Annotated in this window: 24 protein-coding genes and 1 pseudogene; 10 read left to right on the top strand and 15 right to left on the bottom strand. The window is 63.9% G+C overall.

From position 1 onward, the window contains the following. Positions 1-24: 24 nt before the first annotated feature. Both A5740_RS12635 and A5740_RS12630 read right to left on the bottom strand, forming a co-directional pair. A complete protein-coding gene (locus A5740_RS12635; protein ID WP_076194504.1) occupies positions 25-333 on the bottom strand; it encodes an acylphosphatase in 309 nt (102 codons plus the stop codon). Further along, positions 330-737, bottom strand: coding sequence for an OsmC family protein (locus tag A5740_RS12630; RefSeq protein ID WP_076194503.1), 408 nt, complete (start codon positions 735-737; stop codon positions 330-332). Before A5740_RS12630 ends, A5740_RS12635 begins: the two co-directional genes overlap by 4 nt. Before the next feature lie 126 nt (positions 738-863). Here A5740_RS12630 and A5740_RS12625 point away from each other — a divergent pair, with 126 nt between their 5' ends. Next, entirely contained in the window at positions 864-1,673 is an 810-nt protein-coding gene (locus A5740_RS12625; protein ID WP_076194501.1) for a hypothetical protein, read from the top strand. A 17-nt stretch (positions 1,674-1,690) separates the two neighbouring features. Here A5740_RS12625 and mutM read toward each other — a convergent pair whose 3' ends face one another. The 11 genes from mutM to A5740_RS12570 all read right to left on the bottom strand — a co-directional run bounded on the left by mutM (position 1,691) and on the right by A5740_RS12570 (position 12,652). Next, positions 1,691-2,557 carry a bifunctional DNA-formamidopyrimidine glycosylase/DNA-(apurinic or apyrimidinic site) lyase gene (gene mutM / locus A5740_RS12620; protein WP_076194499.1) on the bottom strand — a complete coding sequence of 289 codons (867 nt, stop codon included), beginning with the start codon at positions 2,555-2,557 and terminating at the stop codon, positions 1,691-1,693. A gap of 6 nt (positions 2,558-2,563) precedes the next feature. Then, positions 2,564-3,304: a ribonuclease III gene (rnc, locus tag A5740_RS12615; protein WP_076194497.1), complete on the bottom strand. Its 741-nt coding sequence runs from the start codon at positions 3,302-3,304 to the stop codon at positions 2,564-2,566. After that, positions 3,301-3,918 (bottom strand): DUF177 domain-containing protein, encoded by a 618-nt coding sequence (locus tag A5740_RS12610; protein WP_076194496.1) that lies wholly within the window; start codon positions 3,916-3,918, stop codon positions 3,301-3,303. The genes rnc and A5740_RS12610 overlap by 4 nt, the downstream gene beginning before the upstream one ends. Positions 3,919-3,985: 67 nt before the next feature. Continuing rightward, positions 3,986-4,723, bottom strand: a complete 738-nt coding sequence (gene sepIVA, locus A5740_RS12605; protein WP_076194494.1) for a cell division protein SepIVA — start codon at positions 4,721-4,723, stop codon at positions 3,986-3,988. Between the two features lie 140 nt (positions 4,724-4,863). Continuing rightward, positions 4,864-5,430 (bottom strand): hemerythrin domain-containing protein, encoded by a 567-nt coding sequence (locus A5740_RS12600; RefSeq protein WP_076194697.1) that lies wholly within the window; start codon positions 5,428-5,430, stop codon positions 4,864-4,866. 86 nt (positions 5,431-5,516) lie between these two features. Next, positions 5,517-5,993: a pantetheine-phosphate adenylyltransferase gene (gene coaD / locus A5740_RS12595; RefSeq protein WP_076194492.1), complete on the bottom strand. Its 477-nt coding sequence runs from the start codon at positions 5,991-5,993 to the stop codon at positions 5,517-5,519. Between the two features lie 36 nt (positions 5,994-6,029). Beyond that, positions 6,030-6,584 carry a 16S rRNA (guanine(966)-N(2))-methyltransferase RsmD gene (rsmD, locus tag A5740_RS12590; RefSeq protein WP_076194491.1) on the bottom strand — a complete coding sequence of 185 codons (555 nt, stop codon included), beginning with the start codon at positions 6,582-6,584 and terminating at the stop codon, positions 6,030-6,032. Continuing rightward, entirely contained in the window at positions 6,581-10,000 is a 3,420-nt protein-coding gene (locus A5740_RS12585; RefSeq protein WP_076194489.1) for a pyruvate carboxylase, read from the bottom strand. The genes rsmD and A5740_RS12585 overlap by 4 nt, the downstream gene beginning before the upstream one ends. A gap of 34 nt (positions 10,001-10,034) precedes the next feature. Beyond that, positions 10,035-10,658, bottom strand: a complete 624-nt coding sequence (locus tag A5740_RS12580) for a vitamin K epoxide reductase family protein (RefSeq protein WP_076194488.1) — start codon at positions 10,656-10,658, stop codon at positions 10,035-10,037. Further along, on the bottom strand, positions 10,655-11,491 hold the full coding sequence (locus A5740_RS12575) for a DsbA family protein (RefSeq protein WP_076194486.1): 837 nt from the start codon (positions 11,489-11,491) through the stop codon (positions 10,655-10,657). The genes A5740_RS12580 and A5740_RS12575 overlap by 4 nt, the downstream gene beginning before the upstream one ends. 27 nt (positions 11,492-11,518) lie before the next feature. Then, positions 11,519-12,652 carry an alpha/beta hydrolase gene (locus A5740_RS12570; protein WP_139335094.1) on the bottom strand — a complete coding sequence of 378 codons (1,134 nt, stop codon included), beginning with the start codon at positions 12,650-12,652 and terminating at the stop codon, positions 11,519-11,521. Between the two features lie 13 nt (positions 12,653-12,665). Between A5740_RS12570 and A5740_RS12565 the strand changes: the two genes are divergently transcribed. Further along, positions 12,666-13,493, top strand: a complete 828-nt coding sequence (locus tag A5740_RS12565; RefSeq protein ID WP_076194483.1) for an aldo/keto reductase — start codon at positions 12,666-12,668, stop codon at positions 13,491-13,493. A gap of 5 nt (positions 13,494-13,498) precedes the next feature. Next, entirely contained in the window at positions 13,499-14,341 is an 843-nt protein-coding gene (locus A5740_RS12560) for an aldo/keto reductase (RefSeq protein ID WP_076194481.1), read from the top strand. Between the two features lie 12 nt (positions 14,342-14,353). On the opposite strand, the pseudogene A5740_RS12555 reads toward A5740_RS12560, so the two are convergent. Then, positions 14,354-14,803, bottom strand: a pseudogene (locus A5740_RS12555) (HNH endonuclease family protein); the annotation flags it as partial. 131 nt (positions 14,804-14,934) lie between these two features. Between A5740_RS12555 and A5740_RS12550 the strand changes: the two are divergent. The 5 genes from A5740_RS12550 (at position 14,935) to A5740_RS12530 (ending at position 21,445) form a co-directional block, all read left to right on the top strand. Beyond that, positions 14,935-16,386 carry a tyrosine-type recombinase/integrase gene (locus A5740_RS12550; RefSeq protein WP_076194480.1) on the top strand — a complete coding sequence of 484 codons (1,452 nt, stop codon included), beginning with the start codon at positions 14,935-14,937 and terminating at the stop codon, positions 16,384-16,386. Continuing rightward, positions 16,383-18,107 (top strand): hypothetical protein, encoded by a 1,725-nt coding sequence (locus tag A5740_RS28330; RefSeq protein ID WP_139335092.1) that lies wholly within the window; start codon positions 16,383-16,385, stop codon positions 18,105-18,107. The genes A5740_RS12550 and A5740_RS28330 overlap by 4 nt, the downstream gene beginning before the upstream one ends. Further along, positions 18,104-20,224, top strand: coding sequence for a hypothetical protein (locus A5740_RS12540; protein ID WP_139335091.1), 2,121 nt, complete (start codon positions 18,104-18,106; stop codon positions 20,222-20,224). Before A5740_RS28330 ends, A5740_RS12540 begins: the two co-directional genes overlap by 4 nt. Beyond that, a complete protein-coding gene (locus tag A5740_RS12535) occupies positions 20,221-20,628 on the top strand; it encodes a hypothetical protein (protein WP_083654090.1) in 408 nt (135 codons plus the stop codon). Before A5740_RS12540 ends, A5740_RS12535 begins: the two co-directional genes overlap by 4 nt. Positions 20,629-20,929: 301 nt before the next feature. Continuing rightward, positions 20,930-21,445: a hypothetical protein gene (locus A5740_RS12530; protein WP_076194475.1), complete on the top strand. Its 516-nt coding sequence runs from the start codon at positions 20,930-20,932 to the stop codon at positions 21,443-21,445. Between the two features lie 166 nt (positions 21,446-21,611). Here A5740_RS12530 and A5740_RS12525 read toward each other — a convergent pair whose 3' ends face one another. Continuing rightward, complete coding sequence (locus A5740_RS12525) at positions 21,612-21,839, bottom strand: hypothetical protein (protein ID WP_076194473.1); 228 nt, start codon at positions 21,837-21,839, stop codon at positions 21,612-21,614. A gap of 253 nt (positions 21,840-22,092) precedes the next feature. Between A5740_RS12525 and A5740_RS28735 the strand changes: the two genes are divergently transcribed. Next, positions 22,093-22,266 (top strand): hypothetical protein, encoded by a 174-nt coding sequence (locus tag A5740_RS28735; RefSeq protein WP_175616232.1) that lies wholly within the window; start codon positions 22,093-22,095, stop codon positions 22,264-22,266. Between the two features lie 677 nt (positions 22,267-22,943). Next, a complete protein-coding gene (locus A5740_RS28325) occupies positions 22,944-23,894 on the top strand; it encodes a hypothetical protein (RefSeq protein ID WP_076194470.1) in 951 nt (316 codons plus the stop codon). Positions 23,895-23,941 lie beyond the last annotated feature (47 nt).

The following is a 23,941-nucleotide window of genomic DNA, read 5'->3' as shown; positions in this document are numbered from 1 at the left end:
CGATTTACCCTACCGCCGAGTCGGCTACCGTTCGTGAAACCCCGCCATCGGGGCGTCGGCTTCAGCCCAATCTGCGACGACGTTGTCGACCGAGCCCGGGGTCTGACCGCTTCCCAGCAGGTCGAGCAATCGCTGACACTTGTCACGGGGCCCCTGAGCCACCACATGGACCCGGCCGTCGGGCCGATTCGAGGCAAACCCGGTCAAGCCGAGCTCCAGTGCCCGCGACCGCGTCCACCACCGGAACCCCACGCCCTGCACGCGACCGTGTACCCAGGCGCTCAACCGCACCTCGGCGTCGGCCCCGCCGGCCGGGAGTTCCGGCCCGGTCATCGCGTTTCGACCTCGAATTTGACCTCGGTGCCCGACTTGAGGGTGCGGCCCACGGTGCAGACCTGATCGATGGCCCGCTCCACCACGGTCAGCAGCCGGGCCACCTCGGCCTCCGAAAGGCTCGACACATCGATCTCGAGCTTCTCGTCCAGCAGCGGATAGCGCTCCTGCTCCCGGTCGGCCGGCCCGGACACCCGGATCGTCGCCGGATAGTCATCACCGAGGCGACGGCGTAGCGGTTGATCACTGGCCATTCCGCTGCACGCGGCGAGAGCGATCTTCAGCAACTCGCCCGGGGTGAACACGCCCTCGACGTCCTCACTGCCGACGAGCACCTCCGCGCCGCGGGAGCTGCGCCCGACGTAGCGGCGCACCCCGGTGCGGTCAACCCAGAGTTCGGTCATGGGAGCATTTCTACACGTCCCGATACCCGGTCCGTCCAGCGGTGATGGCCTATACCACGGGTTCGCCGCCCCGCGCAGCCGGGCCGCGACGATAGACTCGACACACCGACTTCGCTGAGGAGCACCGTGACCTACCCACCGAGCAATCAGCCCACCCCGCCGTCGGGTCCTCCAGGCCCGTGGCAGCAGCCGTATCCGCCGCAAGGCGGACCCCAGGGCTATCCGAACCCGGCCGGGGGTCCCGAACAACCCTATGGAGCCCCCTACGGAGGGCCTCAGCAGCCTCAGCAGCCCTACGGCTCCCCGTACGGCGCTCCGCAACAGCCTCAGCAGCCCTACGGCTCCCCGTACGGCGCACCCCAGCAGCCTTACGGCTCGCCCTACGGGGCACCTCAGCAGCCGTACGGTGCGCCGCAACAGCCATACGGCTATCCGTCCCCCAATCCGCCGAGCGGCGGCAACAACAAATGGTTGCTCATCGGCGGCGTCGTACTGGTCGTGTTGATCCTCGTCGGCGGTATCACCATCTTCGCGTTGAGCGGTGATTCGGATTCGGGCGGAAGCCGGACCACGGCCGGCGGTTCGTCACAGTCCCGCGGCTCGTCGGGCTCGGGTGAGAGCGACGCCGAGAAAGAGGTGCGGGAATTCCTCGACGAGGTGATGACGAGCACCAGTGACCTCAAGGACGCGCTGCCCTACTTCTGCCAGGCCGATCAGGACCTGTTCGAGAAGCTCGGTGGGCTGGACGCGATCGACATTCCGCACAGCACCGATCCCAGCGGATCGGCGGAGATCACCAAGATCACGGTCAACGGCAACAAGGCTGTCGTCGACATCTCGAGCAGCGCCGGCCCGGGCAAGTTGTACCTGCGTAAGGAAGGCGGCTCCTGGACGCTGTGCATGTCCGACATGCCAGGCATGCCCAGCATGCCGTGACGAACCGCGCGACGGTGTCAGCCCCGGGGGCGGGGCTGACACTTCGGGCAGTAGAACGATGACCGGTTCATGAATTTGTCGCGGCGCATCACCGCACCGCACCGCCGGCACGGTTCACCTTCGCGGCCGTAGGCGTCCAGGGATCGCTCGAAGTAACCCGATTCGCCGTTGACGTTGACATACAGCGAATCGAATGACGTGCCGCCAGCGCTGAGCGCGTCGGTCATCACCGCCGCGGCAGAGTCGAGTATCTCGCCCAGCTTTCGGCGCGTCAGCAGGGCTGCGGTTCTGGCGCCGTTGACCTTGGTGCGCCACAGCGCCTCGTCGGCGTAGATGTTGCCGATGCCCGAGACCACCGTCTGATCGAGCAGCTGCCGCTTGATCTCGGAATGCTTGCGACGCAGCACGTCCACCACTTTGTCGCGGTCGAACAGCGGGTCCAGCGGATCACGTGCCACATGCGCGACCGGCTGCGGCACGGTGGTGCCGTCCACCGTCACCAGATCGGCCAGCTGCCAGCCACCGAACGTGCGTTGGTCGACGAAGCTCAGCGCGGTGCCGTCGTCGAGCAGCGCGGCGATGCGCAGGTGCCGGTCGTCGCGGATCGGGCCCAGCAGCATCTGCCCGCTCATCCCCAGGTGCACCACCAACGCCTCGGTGGCGTCCTCGCTGTCCTCGTCGGCCAGGTCCAACCAGAGGTACTTACCGCGGCGCCCGGTCCCGGTGATCCTGGAGCCCAACAGCCGGGCGGTCAGGTCGGCGGGGCCGGCCTCGTGACGGCGCACGGCGCGCGGGTGATGCACGCGTACCGCCGAAATCGATTTGCCCGCAACGTATTCGGCCAAGCCGCGGCGGACGACCTCTACCTCGGGGAGTTCTGGCATCGGTTGTCACGCATTGTCGAGGGCATTGCCGATGGCTTTGTCGATGGGATTGTCGATGGCTTTGTCCAACGCGTTCCAGGCCGCGGCGGCGGCTTTGAGTTCGGCCTCTTTCTTGTTCCGCCCCATGCCCCTGCCGTATTCGACGTCGGCCACCACCACGACCGCCGAGAATTCTTTGTCGTGGTCAGGTCCGGTGGAGGTCACCACATAGCTGGGTGCACCGAGGCCTCGTGAGGCGGTCAGCTCCTGCAGGCTGCTCTTCCAGTCCAGGCCGGCTCCCAGCGTGGGGGCGGTGTCGAGCAACTGGCCGAACAGCCGCAGGATCACCGCCCGGGCGGTTGTCAGGCCGTGCTCCAAATAGATTGCCCCGAGAAGGGATTCGACCCCGTCGGCGAGAATGCTGGACTTGTCGGCCCCACCGGAGTTTTCCTCACCCTTGCCCAGCAACAGGTGGCTGCCCAATCCGCTGTCGGTCAGACCGCGGCCGACGTCGGCCAGTGCCTGGGTGTTGACGATGCTGGCCCGCAGTTTGGCCAGATCGCCTTCTGAACGTTCGGGGTGGCGGTGGTAGAGCTCCTCGGTGATCGTCAATCCCAGCACCGCGTCGCCGAGAAATTCCAGCCGCTCATTGGTCGGCAGGCCGCCGTTCTCGTAGGAAAAGCTGCGGTGGGTCAACGCGATGGTGAGAAGTTCGGTGGGAAGGTCGACGCCAAGAGACTCCAGAAGTGCCGCGTGCGAATCGCTCACTTCTGGTCCCCAGGATGCTCGTCGTCGGGCATCATCGCGGCCAGCTTCGCCCAACGCGGGTCGATCTTGTCGTGATGGTGGTCGGGCTCTGCGGTGGCCAACGCGACTCCGCAGTCCGGGCACAGGCCAGGGCAGTCGGCACGGCACAGCGGCGAAAAGGGCAACGCCAGCCCGACCGCGTCGATGATGGGTTGCTCCAGGTCGACCGTGTCGGCCTGACCGGCCGATCCCACCCGGCTCACCTCGTCGGACTCGGTCGTCTCGTCGGTGGCGCTGTCCGGGTAGGCGTACAACTCGGTGAGGTCGATTTCGACGTCACCGGTGAGTTCGGTCAGGCACCGCGCGCACTCTCCGACCGTGGGCGCCGACACCGTGCCGGTGACCAGGACACCTTCGGACACCGACTGCAACTGCAGGTCCAGTTCCAGAGGAGCGCCCTGCGCGATGGCCACCAGCTCCGCCCCGATCCGTACGGGACTGGGCACCGTGTCGCGATGAGTCAGAAACGAACCGGGTCGCCGGCCCAGCCGCGCGACATCGATCACCAGAGGCGACCGAGGGTCACCGTGCCGTCCAGCTGCCCCCCGTCCACCCGATTTCGCACCCGTCGCCATGACTCAATCCTACGGCGGCGTCAGTACGCGCCATGACGCAGTGCGCACCGACAATCCGGGAAGGTGGTCAGCGAGTGGCGTAGTCGTGTGTACCGGCGGTGGTGCGTAGCTGGTGACGACCGCGACCGACGGAGCGCAGCGTGCCGTTGAGGAAGTCCTCGAACTCGGCGAGTTTGCTGTCGACGTAGATGTCGCACTCACCACGCAACCGGTCGGCCTCGGCGTGCGCGGAGTCGATGAGGCGGGTGGCCTCGGCCGTCGCGGTGGCCACGATCTCGGTCTGCGACACCAGGCGCTGCTGCTCCTTGATGCCCTCCTGGACCGCCTTCTCGTACGACAGGTTGCCGTTCTCGATCAGCCGGTCGGCTTCGGCCTTGGCGCGTCCCGTGCTGGCCTCGTACTCGCGCTTCGCCACGGCGGCAAGTCGCGCGGCCTCCTCACGCGCCTCGCCGACCATGCGCTCGCTGTGCGCACGGGCTTCGGCAACCATCCGGTCGGCCTGCGCCTTGGCGTCGGCGAGCAGTCGGTCGGCCTCGCTGCGGGCGTGGTTGAGCATGCCGTCAGCGTCGGCGTTGACCTTGGACATCACCGATTCGGAATGTTCCTTGGCTTCCCGCAACAGCGAATCGCGGGCATCGAGCACGTCCTGGGCATCGTCGAGCTCGCCGGGGATCGCGTCCTTGATGTCGTCGATCAACTCGAGCACATCGCCGCGCGGCACCACACAACCGGCGGTCATCGGCACACCACGCGCTTCTTCGACAATCGCGCCGAGCTCGTCGAGCGCTTCAAAAACTCGGTACACGGCAAAACCCTCCAGGCCTCGTTGTTAGTGACCAGTGTGCCTGGTGTTACGCCTGTGACTGGGGAGCACAATCGGTGTGTCGCCCTGGCTGTTGGCCTGCGTGAGCGTCATCACGTCGAACGCGCGACTCGCGACGCCGCTCACCTCAAGGCTGCACCGATCAGATCGCGTGCCCGGTCGAGCATCGACGCGAACGGCCCGACAGCGAAGTTCAGCCCCGCCGATTCGACACCCGGATGTGGCCGCGTGGGTGCGATCGACTCGGCGGCCTTGACGGCCTTGACCATCCGCTCGAGCTCGTCGGCGTCGAGCTTGCGATGCAACTTGTCGAACTCGTCGTTTTCCTCGTGCTCGGCATGATCGATCACGGCATCCCGGAACTTCGCGAGCTCGGTGAGGAAACCATCGGAATCCATGTCCATGCTTTCCAGCTTGGCGAGTTGCTCCTTGGCGGCGTGCTCCTCGCGCAACCGGGCATCGACGATCTCGTCCCCGGCGGCCAGTTCCCGACGCACCCGCGGATGCACGACCATCTCCTCGGCCGTCTCGTGGACCGCCAGCAACTGGCGTAGTTCGACGAAGGCCTTCTCCCGAGCCTCGACGGTGGAGGCGGAGAAGACTTCCTCGAACAGATCCTTGATCAGGTTGTGCTGGTCTTTGAGAAACTTCACGACGTCGTCGGTGGATTGAACGAATGTGTTCGGCACGGCGGACCTCCCGCGGATCGGGGTTTCGATGTCACGGCGCATGGGCTGAGCGCCTCGGACATCAAGTACCCGCCGTCGCGGGGAGGCTAACCGCCCAGCTTTTCCCGGAGCCGGCGATTGACGGGCTCGGGCAACAGCTCCGACACGTCACCGCCGAGAGAGGCGACCTCTTTGGCCAACGACGACGACACGAACGAATACCGCGGCGTGGTGGCCACGAAGAAGGTGTCGACGCCGGCGACGTGCTTGTTCATCTGGGCCATCTGCAGCTCGTACTCGAAGTCGGTGCCGGTGCGCAGGCCCTTGACGATCGCGGTCAGACCATGTGCCTTGACGAAGTCGACCACCAGACCCTGACCGGACTCGACCCGGAGGTTCGGCAGGTGCGCGGTCGATTCGGCGATCATCGCCATCCGCTCGTCGACGTCGAACATGCCCTTTTTGTTGGGGTTCACCAGAACCGCCACCACGACCTCGTCGAACTGCGCCGCCGCACGCTCGAAGACGTCGACATGACCAAGGGTGACCGGGTCGAAGGAGCCGGGGCATACCGCGCCACTCATGAGTCACGACGGTACAGGCAGCCGCATCCGCGGGGTCTAGCCCACCTCGGCGAGTTCGACACGGGTGTCCCCGTAGCGCCGGGCACTCAGTACGTCCCAGCCCGCCGGCCAGGTCACCGGCCGGCTCGACGAGCGTCGCTCCACCAGCACGAAACTTCCGGCAGCCACCCAGCCGCCGTCGACCAAGACGGTGAGCATCGCGTCGACCGCAGCGTCGTCGAGGTCATAGGGCGGGTCGGCGAACACCAGATCCATCGGCCGCGCATTGCCCGCGGCGAGCACCGTCTCGACGCTGCCCCGGCGCACCGTGGCCGCACGCAAGCCCAGTGCCGCAATGTTTTCGGCGATGACGGCGGCAGCGCGTTGATCGGCCTCGACGAAGATCGCCGAAGCCGCACCACGCGAAAGTGCTTCCAGTCCGAGCGCACCCGACCCGGCGTACAGATCGAGCACCGACAGTCCGGCGAAGTCCAACCGCGTGGTGAGCGAATTGAACACGGCTTCGCGAACACGGTCGGATGTCGGACGGGTTCCCTTCCGAGGCACCGCAATACGGCGCCCACCGTGTGCCCCCGCGATGATGCGGGTCAGTTCGATCCCCCGGCCGCTTCGCTGCGGCCCGCCGAACCCACCACCACGAGGAGGTCTCCGCCTTCGACCTGTGCGGTGGCGGCCACCGCGACGCGTTGCACGGTTCCGGCTTTGGGTGCGGTGATGGCGGCTTCCATCTTCATCGCCTCGATGGTGGCGATGGTGTCGCCGGCCTCCACGGTGTCCCCGGCCGCAACTCCGACGGTGACCACCCCGGCGAACGGGGCGGCCACATGGTCGGGATTGGTGCGGTCGGCCTTCTCGGCGGCCGGGACCTCGCTGGCGATGCTGCGGTCACGCACGGTGATCGGACGCAACTGTCCGTTGAGGATGCACATCACGGTGCGCATACCGCGCTCGTCGGCATCGGAGATGGCCTCCAAGCCGATCAGCAACTGCACCCCACGCTCCAATTCGACACGATGCTCCTCGCCGTAGCGCAGACCGTAGAAGAACTGGTTGGCACTCAGACCGGAGGTGTCGCCGTACTCCTCACGGTGGGCCTCGAATTCCTTGGTCGGGGCCGGGAACAGCAACCGGTTCAACGCTGCTTGGCGCTTGGGGCCCGGCGCAGCCAACAATGCCTCATCCTCAGCCGAAAGCTCCTGGACCGGCCTGGCCGGCCCCCGACCTTCAAGAGCCTTGGTGCGGAACGGTTCTGGCCAACCACCGGCCGGCTCCCCCAACTCCCCACGCAAAAACCCGATCACACTGTCAGGAATGTCATAGCGGGCAGGATCCTCGGCGAACTCCTGGGCGCTCACCCCCGCACCCACCAACGCCAACGCCAGATCGCCGACCACCTTGCTCGAGGGAGTCACCTTGATCAATCGACCCAGCAACGCATCAGCCCCGGCGTAGGCGTTCTCGACGTCTTCGAACCGGTCCCCCAACCCCAACGCGATCGCCTGCTGTCGCAGATTCGACAACTGCCCACCCGGGATCTCGTGGGTGTACACCCGCCCCGTCGGCGCCGGCAAACCAGACTCGAAGGGCGCATAGACCTTTCGCAGCGCCTCCCAGTACGGCTCCAACTCACACACCGCGCCCAAATCCAGCCCGCTGTCGTATTCGGTGTGCGCCGCGGCGGCCACGATCGAGGACAGCGCGGGCTGACTGGTCGTGCCTGCCAACGGTGCCGCGGCCCCATCGACCGCCGACGCTCCGGCCTGCCAGGCCGCCAGATACGTCGCCAACTGCCCACCGGGGGTGTCGTGGGTGTGCACATGCACCGGGAGATCGAACCGGCTCCGCAACGCCGAAACCAGGGTGTGCGCCGAATGCGGACGCAACAACCCGGCCATGTCCTTGATCGCCAACACATGCGCCCCCGCATCGACGATCTGCTCAGCCAGGCGCAGGTAATAATCCAGCGTGTAGAGCGTCTCGCCCGGGTCCGACAGATCCCCGGTGTAGGACATCGCCACCTCGGCGATCGCCGTGCCGGTTTCACGCACCGCATCGATCGCCGGGCGCATCGACTCGATGTTGTTCAGGGCATCGAAGATCCGGAAAATATCGATCCCGGTCCGGGTGGCCTCATCCACGAACGCGCTCGTGACCAGTTCCGGATACGGGGTGTAGCCCACGGTGTTGCGCCCCCGCAGCAGCATCTGCAGACAGATGTTGGGCACCGCCTCACGCAGCGCGGCCAGCCGCTCCCATGGGTCTTCCTTCAAAAACCGCAGCGCCACATCGTAAGTAGCCCCACCCCAGCACTCGATGGAGAGCAACTGCGGCATCATCCGCGCCACATACGGCGCCACTTTCAACAGCCCGGTGGAGCGCAAGCGGGTGGCCAACAACGACTGATGGGCATCACGGAACGTGGTGTCGGTGACCCCGACCGCCTTGGAATCGCGCATCCAGGCCGCGAACCCCTCGGGGCCCAGCTGCAGCAGCCGCTGCTTGGAACCGGGCGCCGGCACCGACGACAAGTCCAAATCCGGCAGCTTGTCCTGCGGATACACCGCCGAGGGGCGTTCACCGTTGGGTTTGTTCACCGTCACATCGGCCAGATAATTCAAGATCTTGGTGCCGCGGTCGGCCGGGGTGTGCGCGGTCAACAACTGTGGACGGTCGTCGATGAACGAGGTGTTGACCCGTCCAGCCCGGAAATCCGGATCCTCGATCACCGCCTGCAAGAACGGGATGTTCGTCGACACACCACGAATCCGGAACTCCGCCAACGCCCGCCGCGCCCGCGACACCGCGGTGGAGAAATCCCTACCCCGACACGTCAGCTTCACCAACATCGAATCGAAATGCGCCAACACCTCGGCCCCGACAACGGTGCCACCATCCAGCCGCACCCCGGCACCACCGGGTGACCGGTAGGCAGTGATGCGGCCGGTGTCCGGCCGGAACCCGTTGGCCGGATCCTCGGTGGTGATCCGGCACTGCATCGCAGCGCCCCGGATCACCAGCGTGTCCTGACTCAGCCCAAGATCGGCCAGGGTCTCCCCCGCCGCGATCCGCAACTGCGAACCCACCAGATCCACATCGGTGATCTCCTCGGTCACCGTGTGCTCCACCTGAATCCGCGGATTGCACTCGATGAACACATGATGCCCACGCTCGTCGAGCAGGAACTCGATCGTGCCGGCACAGCTGTACCCGATCTGACGGGCGAACGCCACCGCATCAGCGCAAATCCGTTCCCGCAACTGCGGATCCAGATTCGGCGCCGGCGCCAGCTCGATCACCTTCTGATGCCGCCGCTGGACACTGCAATCCCGCTCGAACAGGTGCATCACGTTGCCGGCAGTGTCGGCCAGGATCTGCACCTCGATATGGCGCGGATTGATCACCGCCTGCTCCAGGTACACCTGCGGATCACCGAACGCCGACTCCGCCTCGCGCGAAGCCGCCTCCACCGCCTCGGCCAGCGCATCGGGGTCGGTGACCCGGCGCATCCCGCGCCCGCCACCACCCGAGACCGCCTTGACGAACAGCGGAAACTCCATATCCCTTGCCGCAGCGACCAATTCATCCACCGACGACGACGGCGCCGAGGACGCCAACACCGGCAGGCCCGCAGCCCGCGCCGCCTCGATCGCCCGCGACTTGTTACCCGTCAGCTCCAACACCCGTGCCGCTGGACCCACAAACGTGATCCCGGCTTCGGCACACGCCGATGCCAACTCCGGGTTCTCCGACAAAAACCCATACCCCGGATAAATCGCATCGGCCCCCGAATGCCGAGCCACCCGGATGATCTCGTCCACCGACAGATATGCCCGAACCGGATGACCGACCTCACCGATCTGATACGACTCATCAGCCTTCAACCGGTGCAACGAATTGCGATCCTCATACGGATACACCGCCACCGTCGCAATGCCCAACTCATATGCAGCACGAAACGCACGAATAGCGATCTCGCCACGATTGGCGACCAACAGCTTGGAAATCACGGATAGACCTAACCGCCGAGTTATTTCTGGAGTGTTACAGCAGCGTTGACCAATATTCCCAGAATCGCACCAGGATCAACAGGACAAGTGAGGTGAACCAGAGCGTCACGATCGACCAGCGCCACTGGTAGATCGTCCGGGCGACCGCGCTCGTATGCAGTGGTCGCAGGGCGATGGAAGTCGTCACCACGAACAGCGGGATGGTCACCGACCACACCACCATGCAGTACGGGCACAGCGCACCGATGCGGTACAGGCTCTGGAAGATCAGCCAGTGCACCATGACGGCACCGAGCAGGCTGCCGAAGGCCAATCCCCCCCAGTACCACCGGGGCAGCCGAACTCCCGCGACGGCCAGTACGCCGGTGACCAGGGCGACGCTGAAGGCCACGACACCGATCAGCGAGTTGGGGAAACCGAACACCGACGCCTGCGGCGTGGTCATCACCGAGCCGCACGAGATGACGGGATTGATGCTGCAGGACGGGACGTACGACGGATCGATCAGCAGCTCGATCTTCTCGATCGTCAGCGCCAGCGCCGCGGCCAGGCCCAGCACACCGGCAATCAGGATCCAGACCGCGCCGGCGCGGCCGACTGCCGGTCCCGCCGCGTTCTCGGTTACCGGTTCGTCGAGCTCCGACGCGGTGTCGCTCATGGGTGGGCCGGCGCCGGTGAAGCAGGTGCGGGCGCTGCGGGTGCCGGAGCCGCGGGCGCGGCCGGTGCGGGTGCAGCCGGGGCAGCCGGGGCGGGTGCGGGACCCTTCAATTCGGGCAGGTCGCCCACGATCTCCCGAACCTTCGCGATCAGCGCGTCGGGAGTGCTGGGCTGGTATTCCTCACCGTTGATCTGAACGGTCGGGGTCGAGTTGATACCGGTGGCCGCGGCCATGCCCTGCACCATCTCGACGTAGCGGCCCTTGTTGATGCAGTCGGGCACGTCACCGCCGGCACCGGCCTGGCGGGCGAGCTCGATGATCCGGGCGTTGTCCGGGTAGACGCCGCTGCCTTCCTCCGGCTGGATTCCAGGGGTGTAGAGCGCGGAGTGGAAGCGGCGGAACGCGTCGACGGACTCGTCGGCGATGCAGTACGCGGCACCACCGGCGCGCGAGGAGTAGCCGTTGCCGGCCTTGTCGAGGATCGCCACCATGTGGTAGTCGACGGCGACGGCCCCGGCGTCGATCAGCTTGTTGATGGTCGGGCCGAAGAGCTGCTCCAGATGGCCGCAGGCCGGGCACAGGAAGTCCTCGTAGAGACTGATCGTCACCTTGGGATCAGACGTTCCTTCCTGGGTGATCACGTTCGGTGCGGCCACGTGGACCGCGCGGGCTTCACCCGACGCCGGCCGCTTGTGTCCGGTCATCACGATGTAGAGCACGAGACCGACCGCGAACAGCACCACCACGGCTGTCAGTCCGATCTGAACCCACAGGTTGCGCTTGCGGTCAGCCGCCTTGAGGTCGTACTTCGCGGTCTTCTTCGGTTTGGCCACGCCGACCAGCGTACCGGCGAGGCCAGGTCACCTTTCGGCGTGGCTGAGATGTGCGCGCAGCGCTGAGATCATCGCGCTCGTGGCAGTGACGCTGCCGCCGCCGAGGGGGAAGAAATTGGCGAACGCATGGATCATCGACCGTTCTTCGCGGAGATCCACCACCACACCGGCATCCTGCAGCGCCTTGGCGTACCTGATGCCCTCGTCGCGTAGTGGATCGAAGCCGGCGGTGATGACCAGAGCGGGCGGCAAGTCGGACAGATCCTCGCTGAGCAGGGGTGACACCAGAGGATCCGAGGCCGCCACCTCGGCGCCGTCGAGGTAGTGCTCGGCGAACCAGTGCATATCGCGTTCGGTCAGGAAGTACCCGTCACCGAACAGCGTCTTGGACCGGGTATCGCTGGACCAGTCGGTGACCGGGTAGAGCAGCAGTTGCAGTGCGGGCAGCGGCAGTTCGGAATCGCGGGCCTGCTGGGCCACCGAGGCAGCCAGATTGCCTCCCGCGCTGTCGCCGCCGACGACGATCTGCGTGGCCCCCAGGCCCGGGGCGTGGTCCAGCGCCCAGCGGTAGGCGGCGTAGGCGTCGTCCACGGCGGCCGGTGCCTTGTGTTCGGGGGCGAGCCGGTAATCGACCGAGACCACCTGGATGCCGCCGTCGCGGCAGATCAACCGGCACAGGCTGTCGTGGGTGTCGAGGTCACCGAGGACAAATCCGCCGCCGTGGAAGTAGAGGAGCATCGCCGACGTCGTCGAGGCGCCGGTGCCGTCCGGGACGTACCGCCGGGCCTTCATGGGCCCGGCCGGCCCAGGTATCGAAATGTCGGTCACATCGGCATCGATGCGGGGGTTCATCATGGCCGCGGTGGCGCGTAACGCCGCCCGCGAGTACGCAACGCCGGTCTCGGGGCTGTGATCGGCGACCAGGCTGCCGGTCCCGGAGGCATGTTGCAGGGCCAGGGTGAACTGCAGCGTGGTGTCCAGCGTGTTGCCGTCGACCGTCACCGTTCTCCCGCCGAGCAGCAGACGCTTGTGTCGATCGGGCATCCGTGGGATCGCGGCCAGGGACACCTTGGTGGCCCGCTCGAGCCACACCTGAGTGGCTCGAGGCTGGTGGCCGTCCTGCCTCTCCAGCGCCGCCTCGCCTGGCAGACTTTCAGTCATGGCTGCTCCCTCTGTGAATCCTCGTGTCACGCTCAACGACGGTAATTCGATACCGCAAGTCGGTTTGGGGGTATGGCAGACCCCTGCCGAAGACACTGAACGCGCAGTGACCGCGGCACTGCAGGCCGGTTATCGGCATATCGACACTGCCGCCGCCTACCGCAATGAAACCGAGGTCGGTGCCGGCCTGCGCAACTCTGGTGTTGCCCGTGAGGACGTGTTCCTGGTGACCAAGCTGTGGAACAGCGACCAGGGATATGACGCCGCGCTGGCTGCCTTCGACGCGAGCCTCGACCGGCTCGGTGTGGATTATCTGGACCTCTATCTCATCCACTGGCCGGTACCCGCGAACAGCGCCTACGTCGACACTTTCAAAGCCTTCGCCCACCTGCACGACCAGGGCCGGGTCAGGTCCATCGGGGTGAGCAACTTCGAACCCGAGCATCTCGACGTGCTGATCGACGCGACAGGCATCGTGCCGGCGGTCAATCAGATCGAGCTGCATCCGCTGCTGCCCCAACACGACCTCCGCGAAGTCCACGCCAAGCTGGGCATCGCCACCGAGGCCTGGAGCCCGCTGGGGCAGGGATCGTTGCTTGCCGATCCGGTGGTCACCGGCGTTGCCGAGCAGCACGGTAAAACCCCGGCCCAGGTACTGATTAGGTGGCATATACAACTGGGTAATATCGTCATCCCCAAGTCGGTGAACCCAGATCGGATAGTGAGCAATTTCGACGTGTTCGATTTCGATCTGACCGAAGCGAACATGTCGTCCATCGCCTCGTTGGACACAGGCACACGACTGGGACCCGATCCACGAACCTTCAACTTCACAGGATAGGTGACATGACACCCTCGGACGGGGCTGCGCTCCCCACGGTCACGCTCAACGACGACCGCACGATCCCTGTCGTGGGCCTGGGCGTCGGCGGACTCTCGGATTCCGAGGCAGAAGCGGCGGTGTCTGCCGCACTTGAGGCCGGCCACCGGTTGATCGACACCGCGGCCGCCTACGGCAACGAGGCCGGTGTCGGCCGAGCCATCGCGGCGTCGGGTATTCCGCGCGAGGACATCTACGTCACCACCAAACTGGCCATCCCCGATTACGGATTCCAGTCCTCCCAGAACGCCGGCAAGGCCAGCCTGGAGCGACTCGGGCTGGATTACGTGGATCTGTACCTGATCCATTGGCCGGGCACCGACACCGGCAAGTACGTCGACAGCTGGGGCGGGCTGATGGCCCTCAAGCAGGAGGGCCTGGCCCGCTCCACCGGCGTGGCCAACTTCAGCCCCGAAAACCTGTCCACGATCGTGGAACTCACGTTCGTGACGCCCGCGGTCAACCAGATCGAATTGCATCCGCTGCTCAACCAGAGTGCGTGGCGGGCGGGCAACGCCCAGTACAACATCACCACGCAGGCCTACAGCCCGCTCGGGGTCGGCGCCCTGCTGGACAATCCCGCCGTCACCGCGATCGCCGACGCCCACGGCACGACGCCGGCCCAGGTGCTGATCCGGTGGAGCATCCAACTGGGCAACTCGGTGATCTTCCGGTCGACGAAGCCGGAGCGGATCTCCTCCAATTTCGACGTGTTCGGCTTCGAGCTGACCGACGAGCAGATGGACAGCCTCGACGGTCTCGATAATGGCACCCGGTTCCGTCCCGACCCGGCGACCTTCACCGGCTAGCTCCGACGTCGCTCACCCCGTCGGGCAGGTGCCCGCCGCCTCGCGCAGCACCGGCACCGACGGCTCGTCCAGCGCAAGTCCGTACCCCCGCAGGACCGCGATGAACTGCATCGCGTACTGGCAGTGGAAGGCACCGTTGGGCGGCATCCAGTGGGCCGGTTCCTGATCACCCTTGTCCTGGTTGGGTTTACCGGCGACCGCGAGCAGATTGGCCGGGTCGTTGGCGAACCGCAGCCGCAGATCATCGGGCCAGTTCCGCGCGCCGAGGTCCCACGCCAACGCCAACGGCACGATGTGGTCGATCTGCACCGCGGCACCGGTCTGGTTGCCGCGCACGAACGACACCACCGCATTGGTATACGGGTCGTGCAGAGTTCCGGTTGCCACCGCCGTCGGGCACCGCTTGATCGCCACGAATGTCTTGTCGACGAGGTCACGGTCGAGGATGTCGTTCTGAGGTTCCTCGGGATGTCAGCGTGTTGCAGCTGCGTTCTGCGGCCGACGGGCTAAGTTCAATGTCCGTGACACAGCCGACCAGCTCGTCCCCCGAGTGGTTGCTGAGCTGGGCTCGCTCACGCAGTGGACCGCCCGCAATGTTTCATCCGTTGGTAGACGAGTTTGCGCACATTGATCAGCTCGAGATTGCTCACGGTGTTCCTACCGGAACCCCAATACTGATCGGCCCCGATGGAAGTTGCGATATCCGGTTGTGCCAATTCTCCTTGTCTCCGCATTTCTCCCGGCTGCGGCTATCGACTAAGCAATCGTACGCCCAGGATCTTCGGCTCTGGATCGAATACCTTGCTTCCCGAAGCAAGGACTGGTCGCAAGCCACCGCCGATGATGTCAGCGCCTTTTGGCTGTGGCGCTCACGTAGCGACTTGAACGAACAGGCTGTTAGCGGCTCGAAGGCTAATCGCGAATTGGCTGCCATATCCCTGCTCTACCGTTGGGGTTCGCATAACAGCCGCGGTCACGTTGCGTACAACCCGGTCGAGCGCGAATCGATTCATATCGATGCTCGTGGCCGATCAGTGCAAGCGAGATCTGTGCGCTCGAAAAACGTTGTCCGCGGGCGAACGAAGTGGTTGACTCCCCGCTCTTTCCGGTTGTGGCGCGATGTCGGCATCGACGGCTACTCCATCGACGGAATTCGGCAAGATTCGTTTCGGGGGCGAACTTCACTGCGGAACAGGGCTTTGGTCGAGTTGCTGTACGGCTCGGGACTGCGCATCACCGAGGCAAGTTCTCTTCTACTTCCCGAGCTGCCAACGAGAGGCATATCCGGAGGATTCAATGAGGCTCCGTTGGCCGCGGCGATCGCCAAAGGTGGTCGAGCTCGACGGTGGTACTTGCTAGACGATGCATCATCACTCGTCGACAGCTACATCGCGACGGCTCGTCGAGCTGGCGTCGAGCGCGCGCGCCGGCGAGGCATTTACGACAGCCTGCTCACCATCGAGGTATCGGACATAAAAATCACCACCCATCAAGTGCGGTACAAGTACGGCGGCAGTTGGCATGACCACGACAACGTCAACATTCACCAACGGCAGAGCATGTACGTCGATACTGGGCAGGGCCGTGAGCCATTGTGGTTGTGGCTCAACGAAGCCGGAACGCCTATGGTCAAAGACTCGTGGACTGATGTGCTGAAGACGGCAAACAACCGAGTCGAGGAACAGTTCAAGCAGGCACGGGTCACCGGCAGAGTGGACCGGAATGCCCAGTCGCCACGGCTGAGTCCACACAGCCTTCGACATTCGTTCGCACTATTCATGCTGATAGCGCTGCACAAATCAATCGATGACCGCAATGGGACCGACAACGTCACCGATTACGACGCGGAGCGTTACCGGGAGGCTTGGGAAATGGTGCGTGACTTGCTGGGACACGCAAGCATTACCACCACGCAAGAATTCTATCTCGCTCCTCTCAACGGAGTTCGTCTGCGATCCCTAATCGACGGCCCTGACCTGGAACGGGCGTTGAGTGGGCTGTCACGAATCGACTCACGGGTCCTCGATGTGCAGGTCGCGCCGTGACGCGCCGCACGCGACGAGCGGATCTGCTCCCACCGCCAGACTTCACCTCCCGCAACTCGCACCTACGAAGCGGCCTGACGTTCACCGCCGTCAATGAGGACGGCACTGAACGGCTCGTGGTCACTCTTGAGAAGCTGCCCGGGGCAGAACGATTGAGGTCTGACTTGCTCGCTGGGATGGTTGAGCTCAACGGCCCACGAGGCCGCTGGCGGTCAATCTATACCGTTCAGACTGGGTACCAGTTGATCAGCTCATTTCTGAGATGGCTCGATACCAACGGGTATGAACCGAAGTCGGTTGCCGACGTCGATGTGGCGATATGGAATTCGTGGGTGCTGCACCACGGTGGCAGCATGACCCCCGGGGGGTCTATCGCCGTCCGCGTCGTCCGCGCAGTGCTTACCCATGCGCCCGGTAGATCTCAGGCCCTTGTCGAGGCGATGGCGCGCCGAGTGTGGTCGCCCTCCACACCTCTCCGAGAGTCGTACGACAAAGCGACCTATCGGCGGATCCGCCGACTGGCCCGAAAAACAGTACATACTGCTGCACAACGGATTTCGGCGAACTACGAACTGCTTCTCGATCACCGGAAGGGGCTGGGACTGCGCCCAGACGCACAGGCTCGAGCTGATGCGCTGATCGAAGTCTTCGAAACTGGCGACGTGAGCACGACGAAGTCGTATCAGGCGTTGGGCGCGTATGTCGGAAAGCGGCGGCAACTTCGCCTGCTGCAGCGCTCCCTTTTCCTCACGCCACAGGAGGCGTGGGCAGCGGCCGTGCTGTTGGCAACCGACGCCGGGTGGAACAGCTCGGTCATCCACCGATTAGTGTTGCCAGACAACAGTGTCGGCGCAGGCGAGGACGCCCGCGTATACACAGTGACGCTGTACAAACCGCGCCGCGGCGTCCAGAAATATTCAACCACAACCGTGCTTTCCACCAGCGACGTGGGCCGAGCACTGACCTGGATCATCAGCGCTACTGAACCAGCTCGTGCGGTGTTGCAGCACCAAGGCAATCCGACGGATCGGTTGATTGTCTACGGCAATCGGACGAACTATTCGCCTCAAGCACGATTCCGGTTCGGTGTGCCCAAGCAGCTCCGGGAAAGCCAGAAGGAGGCGTTGCCGCCGGAGTTATACGAGGTTTCCCTACAAAAGCTGCGGCGCACCCGGCAGGTCTTGTTCGACCGGACACCTACGCAGAACTCACGAAAGACGCACCTGGACACCTACGTCCGCAATGACCGGGCAACCCATGAGCGGGCGCGGGACGTCATCGAGACGGGCCTGAACGACGCGCTATCTCACGCCGAGACGGTCGTAAAGCTGCGCATCTTGGCCGAAGATCAAGTCGATGACGATATTCGTTCAGGCAACTCCGATACCGTCGTCGCAGCATGCACCGATTACGAGCATCACCCGGCGACCGGTGATCGATGCACCGAATCGTTTCTGGCATGCCTGGGTTGTTCCAACGCCATCGCCACGCCACGCCACCTCACCCGGCTCACGCTTCTCCATGAAGCGCTATTAGAACTCAGCAGCGCACTCGACCCCACCGAATGGCGCGAACGCTGGGAGACACATTTTCTTCGCCTGAACAGGCTCTTTGAGAGCCATACCTCCGAGGCCGAACGCAATACTGCCCGCGCCTCAGCAACGGGCGCCGACCGCGAAATCATCACCCGACTGCTGGCAGGAGGATTCACCGCAGAATGACGGCAGCAATTCAACTACGGCGACAAGACGACGCCTGGGCGGTGGGCCCCACAGATCCGTCGATCGCACCAGAACGCGTGCAGGACAACAGCTTCGAGGTCTCGCGGTTCGGCGATGATCGGTGGGATCTGGCCCCGCTCGGGGGCATCCCGTCAGTGCGTAAGGGCGTGATCATTTGGGCTCCCTTCCCTGCTCGAACCCGAGAGACATTCCGAAGGGCCGCGTGGCTGGCGATCAACACGCCTACACCCTCAATCCTGCTGGAGAAACAGGGAGCGAGCGCAGTCGAATGGTCTAGCAGCGGCAGCATCCTCAAACTCGTTACCTACCGCTGGCTACGATTCGCGAAATGGCTGGATGAGAAAGGCATTGACCGCCTATGTGACCTGACTCGAAGCGATCTCGAATCGTACGCGCTCTACAATCAAGCCGGCGAGCACAACGCACAGACAAAAAGCACCTTCCTGAGGTCGATTACTCAACTCTGGGCTTACGCAACAGAACTGCCGGCAAGCGATGCGCTACAAATTCCCCCGTGGGAAGACGAACCGCTCGGCGACTTTGTTCCCACGCGGCAGCGAACCAGCGAAAACAAGACACCCATCATTCACCCGTCGACCATGGCGCCACTGCTGCTTTGGGCGCAGCACATGATGGATTTCGCAGTCGATATCCACACCGCGACCCGACATTGGCAATCGCTGCTCGACCAGATGCCGCGAACAAAGTCACGGCAGGGCAGGGCTGCTGCGGCGACCCTCGTTCAGAGCTGGGCAGACAACGGCATCACCACTCTGCCAGGAACGCCGAGGCAGCCGGGCAATCTCAACTACCAGTATCTTGCAGCTACGCACGGCGGCATGAGTCCGCTCGACCTGAGCCGGATGGTTCAGGAAAGCGGGATCGCGTTCGTTGGCGATCCCGACGCACCGACCCCCATCGACACACCCATCACTGCCACAGTTGACGGAAAACCGTGGTGCGATGCCATCAACCAGGCCGACTTGCTGGCACTACGGCAGTCTGTCTTGGGGGCAGCCCTCGTCATTGTTGCCTATCTCACCGGCATGCGCCCTCACGAGGTTCTTGCATTACAACCCAACTGCTGTGTGAGGCAGCGCATTAGCCCCACGATCGTCCGATACACGATCAATGGACGCGCCTACAAGCGCGTTCGCAAAGACGGGCGCGCCGATCCGGACGGAACCCAACGGTCATGGACAACGATCGCACCAGTGGCACGCGCCATCGCGACCGCCGAGCAGTTCTTTCCCGACAACACAGTCCTGTTCGCCGCCGCCAAGGACGCCACCACACCGGTCTCAACGAGTCGAGCACCACTGCGCATCTCTCGGTTCATCCAGACCGCGAACTCCATCTGCGAACACCTCGACCTGCCGAAGGCATACCAGATACCCGATGATCCAGCCGGTCCGGTGTCGTTGGGGCGCTTCCGCCGCACACTGGCATGGCACATACGACGGCTGCCGCACGGCACGGTCGCTCTGGCTATCCAATACGGCCATCTCAGTGTGCTTCAAGGCGAAGGCTATTCAGGCCTCGCGACTGCCGGATTTGCCGCCTTAATGGACCAAGAAGAAGTCAGCGCATTAATCGACAACATCGAACAAACCCGGCGCGAACTGACCAATGGTGCACGAGTGTCAGGGCCTGCAGCCGGCCGACTCATCGAACTGGTCAGCCGCGACGTCAGGTTTGAAGGCACATATCTCACCGACAAAGACGTCCGCAGGATCAAGGCCGACACCACGTTGACGCTCTACGACAACCCACAGAGCTATCTGACGTGCATGTTTGATCCCAGCCGAGCGCTCTGCCACTCCGATAAGGCCTCAGCACACACATTTGAGCCCAGGCTCGATAAATGCCAGCGGAATTGCCCGAACATCGCCCGCACGGACCGCCAGATCGCCGGACTACAAACCGAAGTCAGTCGCCTGCGCGGCGAGGCCACAAGTCCACTGACCCCGAAGCCACTATCACTTCGCCTGCACGATCGCGCCGACGCTCTCGCGACGATCATCGATAAACACCACGACACCGCCATCAAACCTTCGCCCAGCGCCTACCCCGACCACGAAACGACAGGACAATGACTCCGACTGCGCCAACCGCCGCCGACAATGACAGCGTCGCCAAGTTGTTGGCCGCCATGGTCAGAGTGCTCGCTGGCCGGCCATCAATCGCGGAACCCGGAGACCTCACGATCACTGCTGTCGCCATCGAGGCTCAGCTCAAGCGACATCAACTGACGCACAAGCACACTGCTCTCAAGGATCTCTTCTACCAATTGCGTGACAACCAAGCCAACCCCGTGGTCGGCGATATCGCAGCGGCGAAAGAGGAAGTAAAGGAGCTCAAGCAGAAGCTTCTCGACGCACGTGAAGACACCCGGAACTGGAAAGCAACCGCTCACACTTTCGCGAGAGCTATTCACGTCTTAACGCTTGAAAACCAGCAGCTGAAGGAACGCTCCAATGTCCGGTCAATAATTCATTGACCGGACTAAGCGATGACACGCCGCAGGTAAGCCCGCGCTGTGGATGCCGCGCCAGATAGGAACGTGAGCACCGCGGAACGAAGTAGGAGTGCGTGCTTGTGTTCGATGACGTTGAGCGTGGTATCGGGTCGATCCGGCTTATGTCGGCGATACCAGGCTCGATAGGCCAAAAAATCGTCGTCGACAAACCCCGACCGAAAACTTGGGGTGGCCCGGACGCGCCGCGACGGCATTCTGTCGGACTGCGGCGCTACCGTCAGCAATTCAAGGGAAATTCCCACGTCGGAAAGGGTCACCGCACATGAAACCTCAACTCCAGCTCGGCCACTGGTACCTCGTCCACGACGGCGACGGCCACGCATCCATCCGCGCCTACATGGACGGCGGGTGGTACCCGCGCGATCCGTGGCCACAGCACGTGGTCTGCGAAATGGGCCGAACCCAGCACCCCGACAACATCCACATACCTGATGACGTGCAAGCATCCGAGTTAGACCGCGCCCTCATCGAGCATCACTACCCCGCAGCCAGCACCCACCCCTCGATCGCCCACGGCATCTACTGCATGGCCATGAGACTGTGCCTGGCCAACGACAAGGAATGGGACTGGGAGAAACCCGACGCAAACCCGCAGGACCACATCAACTACCTAGTCATCGCGTGCAGCGTGCTCAAAAGCACAGTGGGCGAGAACGGCGTTGTGCGTGACTGGTCTGACGTACTGGCCACCAGCGGCCCGCCACTAGCCATCTTCCAGCCCAGGAAATGGCCCACCGAAGTCATCCTCGGAGCCCTCCAACTCGGCGACGCCGCCTAACCATCGTCACCGCCGGCCCTCCGTATCGGCAGGTGCGGGAATAGCGGGTTCATCGAATCCGTGGAAATCACTAACCCGCACTCCCGACACCAACGAACGGATCACCGACTGGGAGCACAAACTGTGCTGATCCCCTGAGTTGTGTGTACACGGCGTGACACAACTCTCAGGGCGCGGTGTCGGTGATGACTTCGACCTCGTAGCGGCGCTCGGCGTCGCCGGGCCACTCGGTCTGCGCGGTGATCGTCGGCCCCAGCGATTCAGCGACCGATTCGAGATCATAGGGCGTGGGCAGCGCGAATCTCGTCAGAGTTGCCGGTTTCGTCGGTCGCGGACGGCGTTTGAGGAGCCAGCTCCCGGGAGGAGTCGCGGCGAGATCGCCGTAATCCGACACACCACGACGATACCCATCGCGCTGCCAAGCGATCCATTGTCCGTAGCCATGTTTTCCGCGGGAAACTGGCCCTATCGATGTCCACATCAACGGTATTAGCATTGGTAACCAGTAGATACGCTCAATGGAGTGCGTTTATGACACTCCCAGCCACAGACACGGCGCAAATGGATGAGGTGTTCTACAACAGCTTCGGAACTCGGCCCGACGCAGCGATCGAGTCGTGGGTCATGCAGAGCCATGGGGAGTAGAAATGACCGAGAAGTTCATCCGCGGAAATGATCGCCTGAACAAGATGCTGGCGGATCCGGAGACTCGGGCAGCAGTCGACGCGATCGTTGACGAGATGGACCGTGCCGATCGAGTTCACGCCCTGGCCGAGGAAATTGCCGAGACGTCGACCGGGTTGATCCGGCGATTGGCGTGACGGACGTACCGAATAGTGGGGAGATCCTGATAGCCGCGGGCCGCCACACCGCTACCGCCACCGCCAACCTCACTCGGCCCGAACGCCGCTCGTGGGCGGTGCACCGCCAGTTAGCTACTCACATCACGGCTTCGTCGCTAACTAACTGGGCACCAACGATTCTCGCCAACATCCAAACGCGTCCGCGCCGGAGTGCATGGACAACCGCATCTGGCCCACCTGGACTGCCGGTAGCGCATCGTCGAAACCCACGACCTGCCAGCGCTGCGGCACGCACTGACCGGACTTGAACGCCACGACATCGAAATGCGCGAGGTCACCCCAATGGGCGGACTAATTCCCGACAAGGAACGCCGCGAAGTCCTCAGGACCGCAGTCTGATACGCCGCGACCCAGCTGGAGCACGCGACCCGCACCGCCTGCCAAGTCACCCACCCAAACGAAGTCATCGTGGTCGGATCCCATCAATCCTGGGCACCTAAGAACCGAGCCCGCGACAGCAGCGTCCTGCTCGACACCCCCCACAATGCCCTCGTCAAACCGCCGCCCAATTTGATCAATCCCGTCACAATCGCGCCTTTCCGCAAGGCAGACGGGGCACAATGCCGTCATCCGGAGCCATGCGCCTTGGTGAGGGGCCCGGTTCCATCGAATGCAGACACGGGGAGGAAGGCGCGATGGCCAAGCGTGGAAACAACAAGGCCGCAAAACTGCGAAGGCAAGAGCGAGAGAAACAGCGTCGTCAAGCGAACGCCGACCGAGAACCGGGTCCGGAGGAGTTTGGCATCAAGATGCCGCCGCCGGCCGCACCGGGCGGCCGCCCTCCCCGGCCTGATTTCTCGGAAACAGATTGGGAGAAGCTGAAATCCGCCTACCCCGAGGACGCGCGCAGGCTCATGCGGGCGATGTTCCTCGGACTCATTGGTGAGCGCGCCAAGCAAGCCAAAGACTTCCTGGCGTGGGGTTTGCGGCCGAACCCGATTCATCCCGAGAGCCGACTCGCACTCGACAACGCTTCGATCACGCTTGACGATGAGCCAAATCTGGTTAGTTCAACAGCCCTCTACCCCGTGATGAACGCAAGCGAGCATCTCGTGGCGGCAGCAGAAGTCATCGCGCTCGCCGTGACGCAGGGACAAATCCGAACTTCAGCGACGGCGGCACTATGCCGAATTGCCATGGAATCGTCGGCCAAGACGATCTGGCTAATCAACGAGAAGGACACCGAGGAGCGGATTCGTCGCTGCTACGGGTTCCTGAAAGCAGAGCGTGGCTGGCAGAAGGAGTTCGAAAAACTCGAAGACGAGGCTCTAAAAGCTCGTACGGATCCGCTGGCCGAAGCCGATCGGGCCAACTTCGATACGCGCCACGCGCGGGTGACCGCTCGGCAGACAAGAATAGCGGCGCTACCCGCGGAGGCTATCACCGGCCCGACCGGGGGACCTCTGAAATTTGTTGAAGATGCCGAAGTTTGGATGGACGAGTATCTCCCGCGAAAGCCCGACCCCGAGTTGGACACCGTGATGCACCCCCGCAGCGCGAAGAGTTTCTACTCGCTCGGCTCAGGGTTTGTGCATGGCTTCAAGTGGCTGATGGGTTGGGGTTCCCCAGAAGTAGTGGACATCTGAGATAGCGGGACGTGGTCCCCTGGAAGGATGTTCGTATGTCTGCTCGT

This window comes from Mycobacterium sp. GA-1841, assembly GCF_001954135.1.
Classification (GTDB): Bacteria; Actinomycetota; Actinomycetes; order Mycobacteriales; family Mycobacteriaceae; genus Mycobacterium.
Note: the sequence above shows the minus strand (reverse complement) of the source record. Positions and strands in the feature narration are given on the sequence as shown.

Excerpts from the sequence above, each read along its gene's own strand:
- A5740_RS12635 (WP_076194504.1), bottom strand. The coding sequence starts at position 333 with ATGACCGGGCCGGAACTCCCGGCCGGCGGGGCCGACGCCGAGGTGCGG.
- A5740_RS12630 (WP_076194503.1), bottom strand. The coding sequence starts at position 737 with ATGACCGAACTCTGGGTTGACCGCACCGGGGTGCGCCGCTACGTCGGG.
- mutM (WP_076194499.1), bottom strand. The coding sequence starts at position 2,557 with ATGCCAGAACTCCCCGAGGTAGAGGTCGTCCGCCGCGGCTTGGCCGAA.
- A5740_RS12610 (WP_076194496.1), bottom strand. The coding sequence starts at position 3,918 with ATGGCGACGGGTGCGAAATCGGGTGGACGGGGGGCAGCTGGACGGCAC.
- coaD (WP_076194492.1), bottom strand. The coding sequence starts at position 5,993 with ATGAGTGGCGCGGTATGCCCCGGCTCCTTCGACCCGGTCACCCTTGGT.
- A5740_RS12580 (WP_076194488.1), bottom strand. The coding sequence starts at position 10,658 with ATGAGCGACACCGCGTCGGAGCTCGACGAACCGGTAACCGAGAACGCG.
- A5740_RS12570 (WP_139335094.1), bottom strand. The coding sequence starts at position 12,652 with ATGACTGAAAGTCTGCCAGGCGAGGCGGCGCTGGAGAGGCAGGACGGC.
- A5740_RS12560 (WP_076194481.1), top strand. The coding sequence starts at position 13,499 with ATGACACCCTCGGACGGGGCTGCGCTCCCCACGGTCACGCTCAACGAC.
- A5740_RS12550 (WP_076194480.1), top strand. The coding sequence starts at position 14,935 with ATGTTTCATCCGTTGGTAGACGAGTTTGCGCACATTGATCAGCTCGAG.
- A5740_RS12540 (WP_139335091.1), top strand. The coding sequence starts at position 18,104 with ATGACGGCAGCAATTCAACTACGGCGACAAGACGACGCCTGGGCGGTG.
- A5740_RS12535 (WP_083654090.1), top strand. The coding sequence starts at position 20,221 with ATGACTCCGACTGCGCCAACCGCCGCCGACAATGACAGCGTCGCCAAG.
- A5740_RS12530 (WP_076194475.1), top strand. The coding sequence starts at position 20,930 with ATGAAACCTCAACTCCAGCTCGGCCACTGGTACCTCGTCCACGACGGC.
- A5740_RS28735 (WP_175616232.1), top strand. The coding sequence starts at position 22,093 with ATGACCGAGAAGTTCATCCGCGGAAATGATCGCCTGAACAAGATGCTG.
- A5740_RS28325 (WP_076194470.1), top strand. The coding sequence starts at position 22,944 with ATGGCCAAGCGTGGAAACAACAAGGCCGCAAAACTGCGAAGGCAAGAG.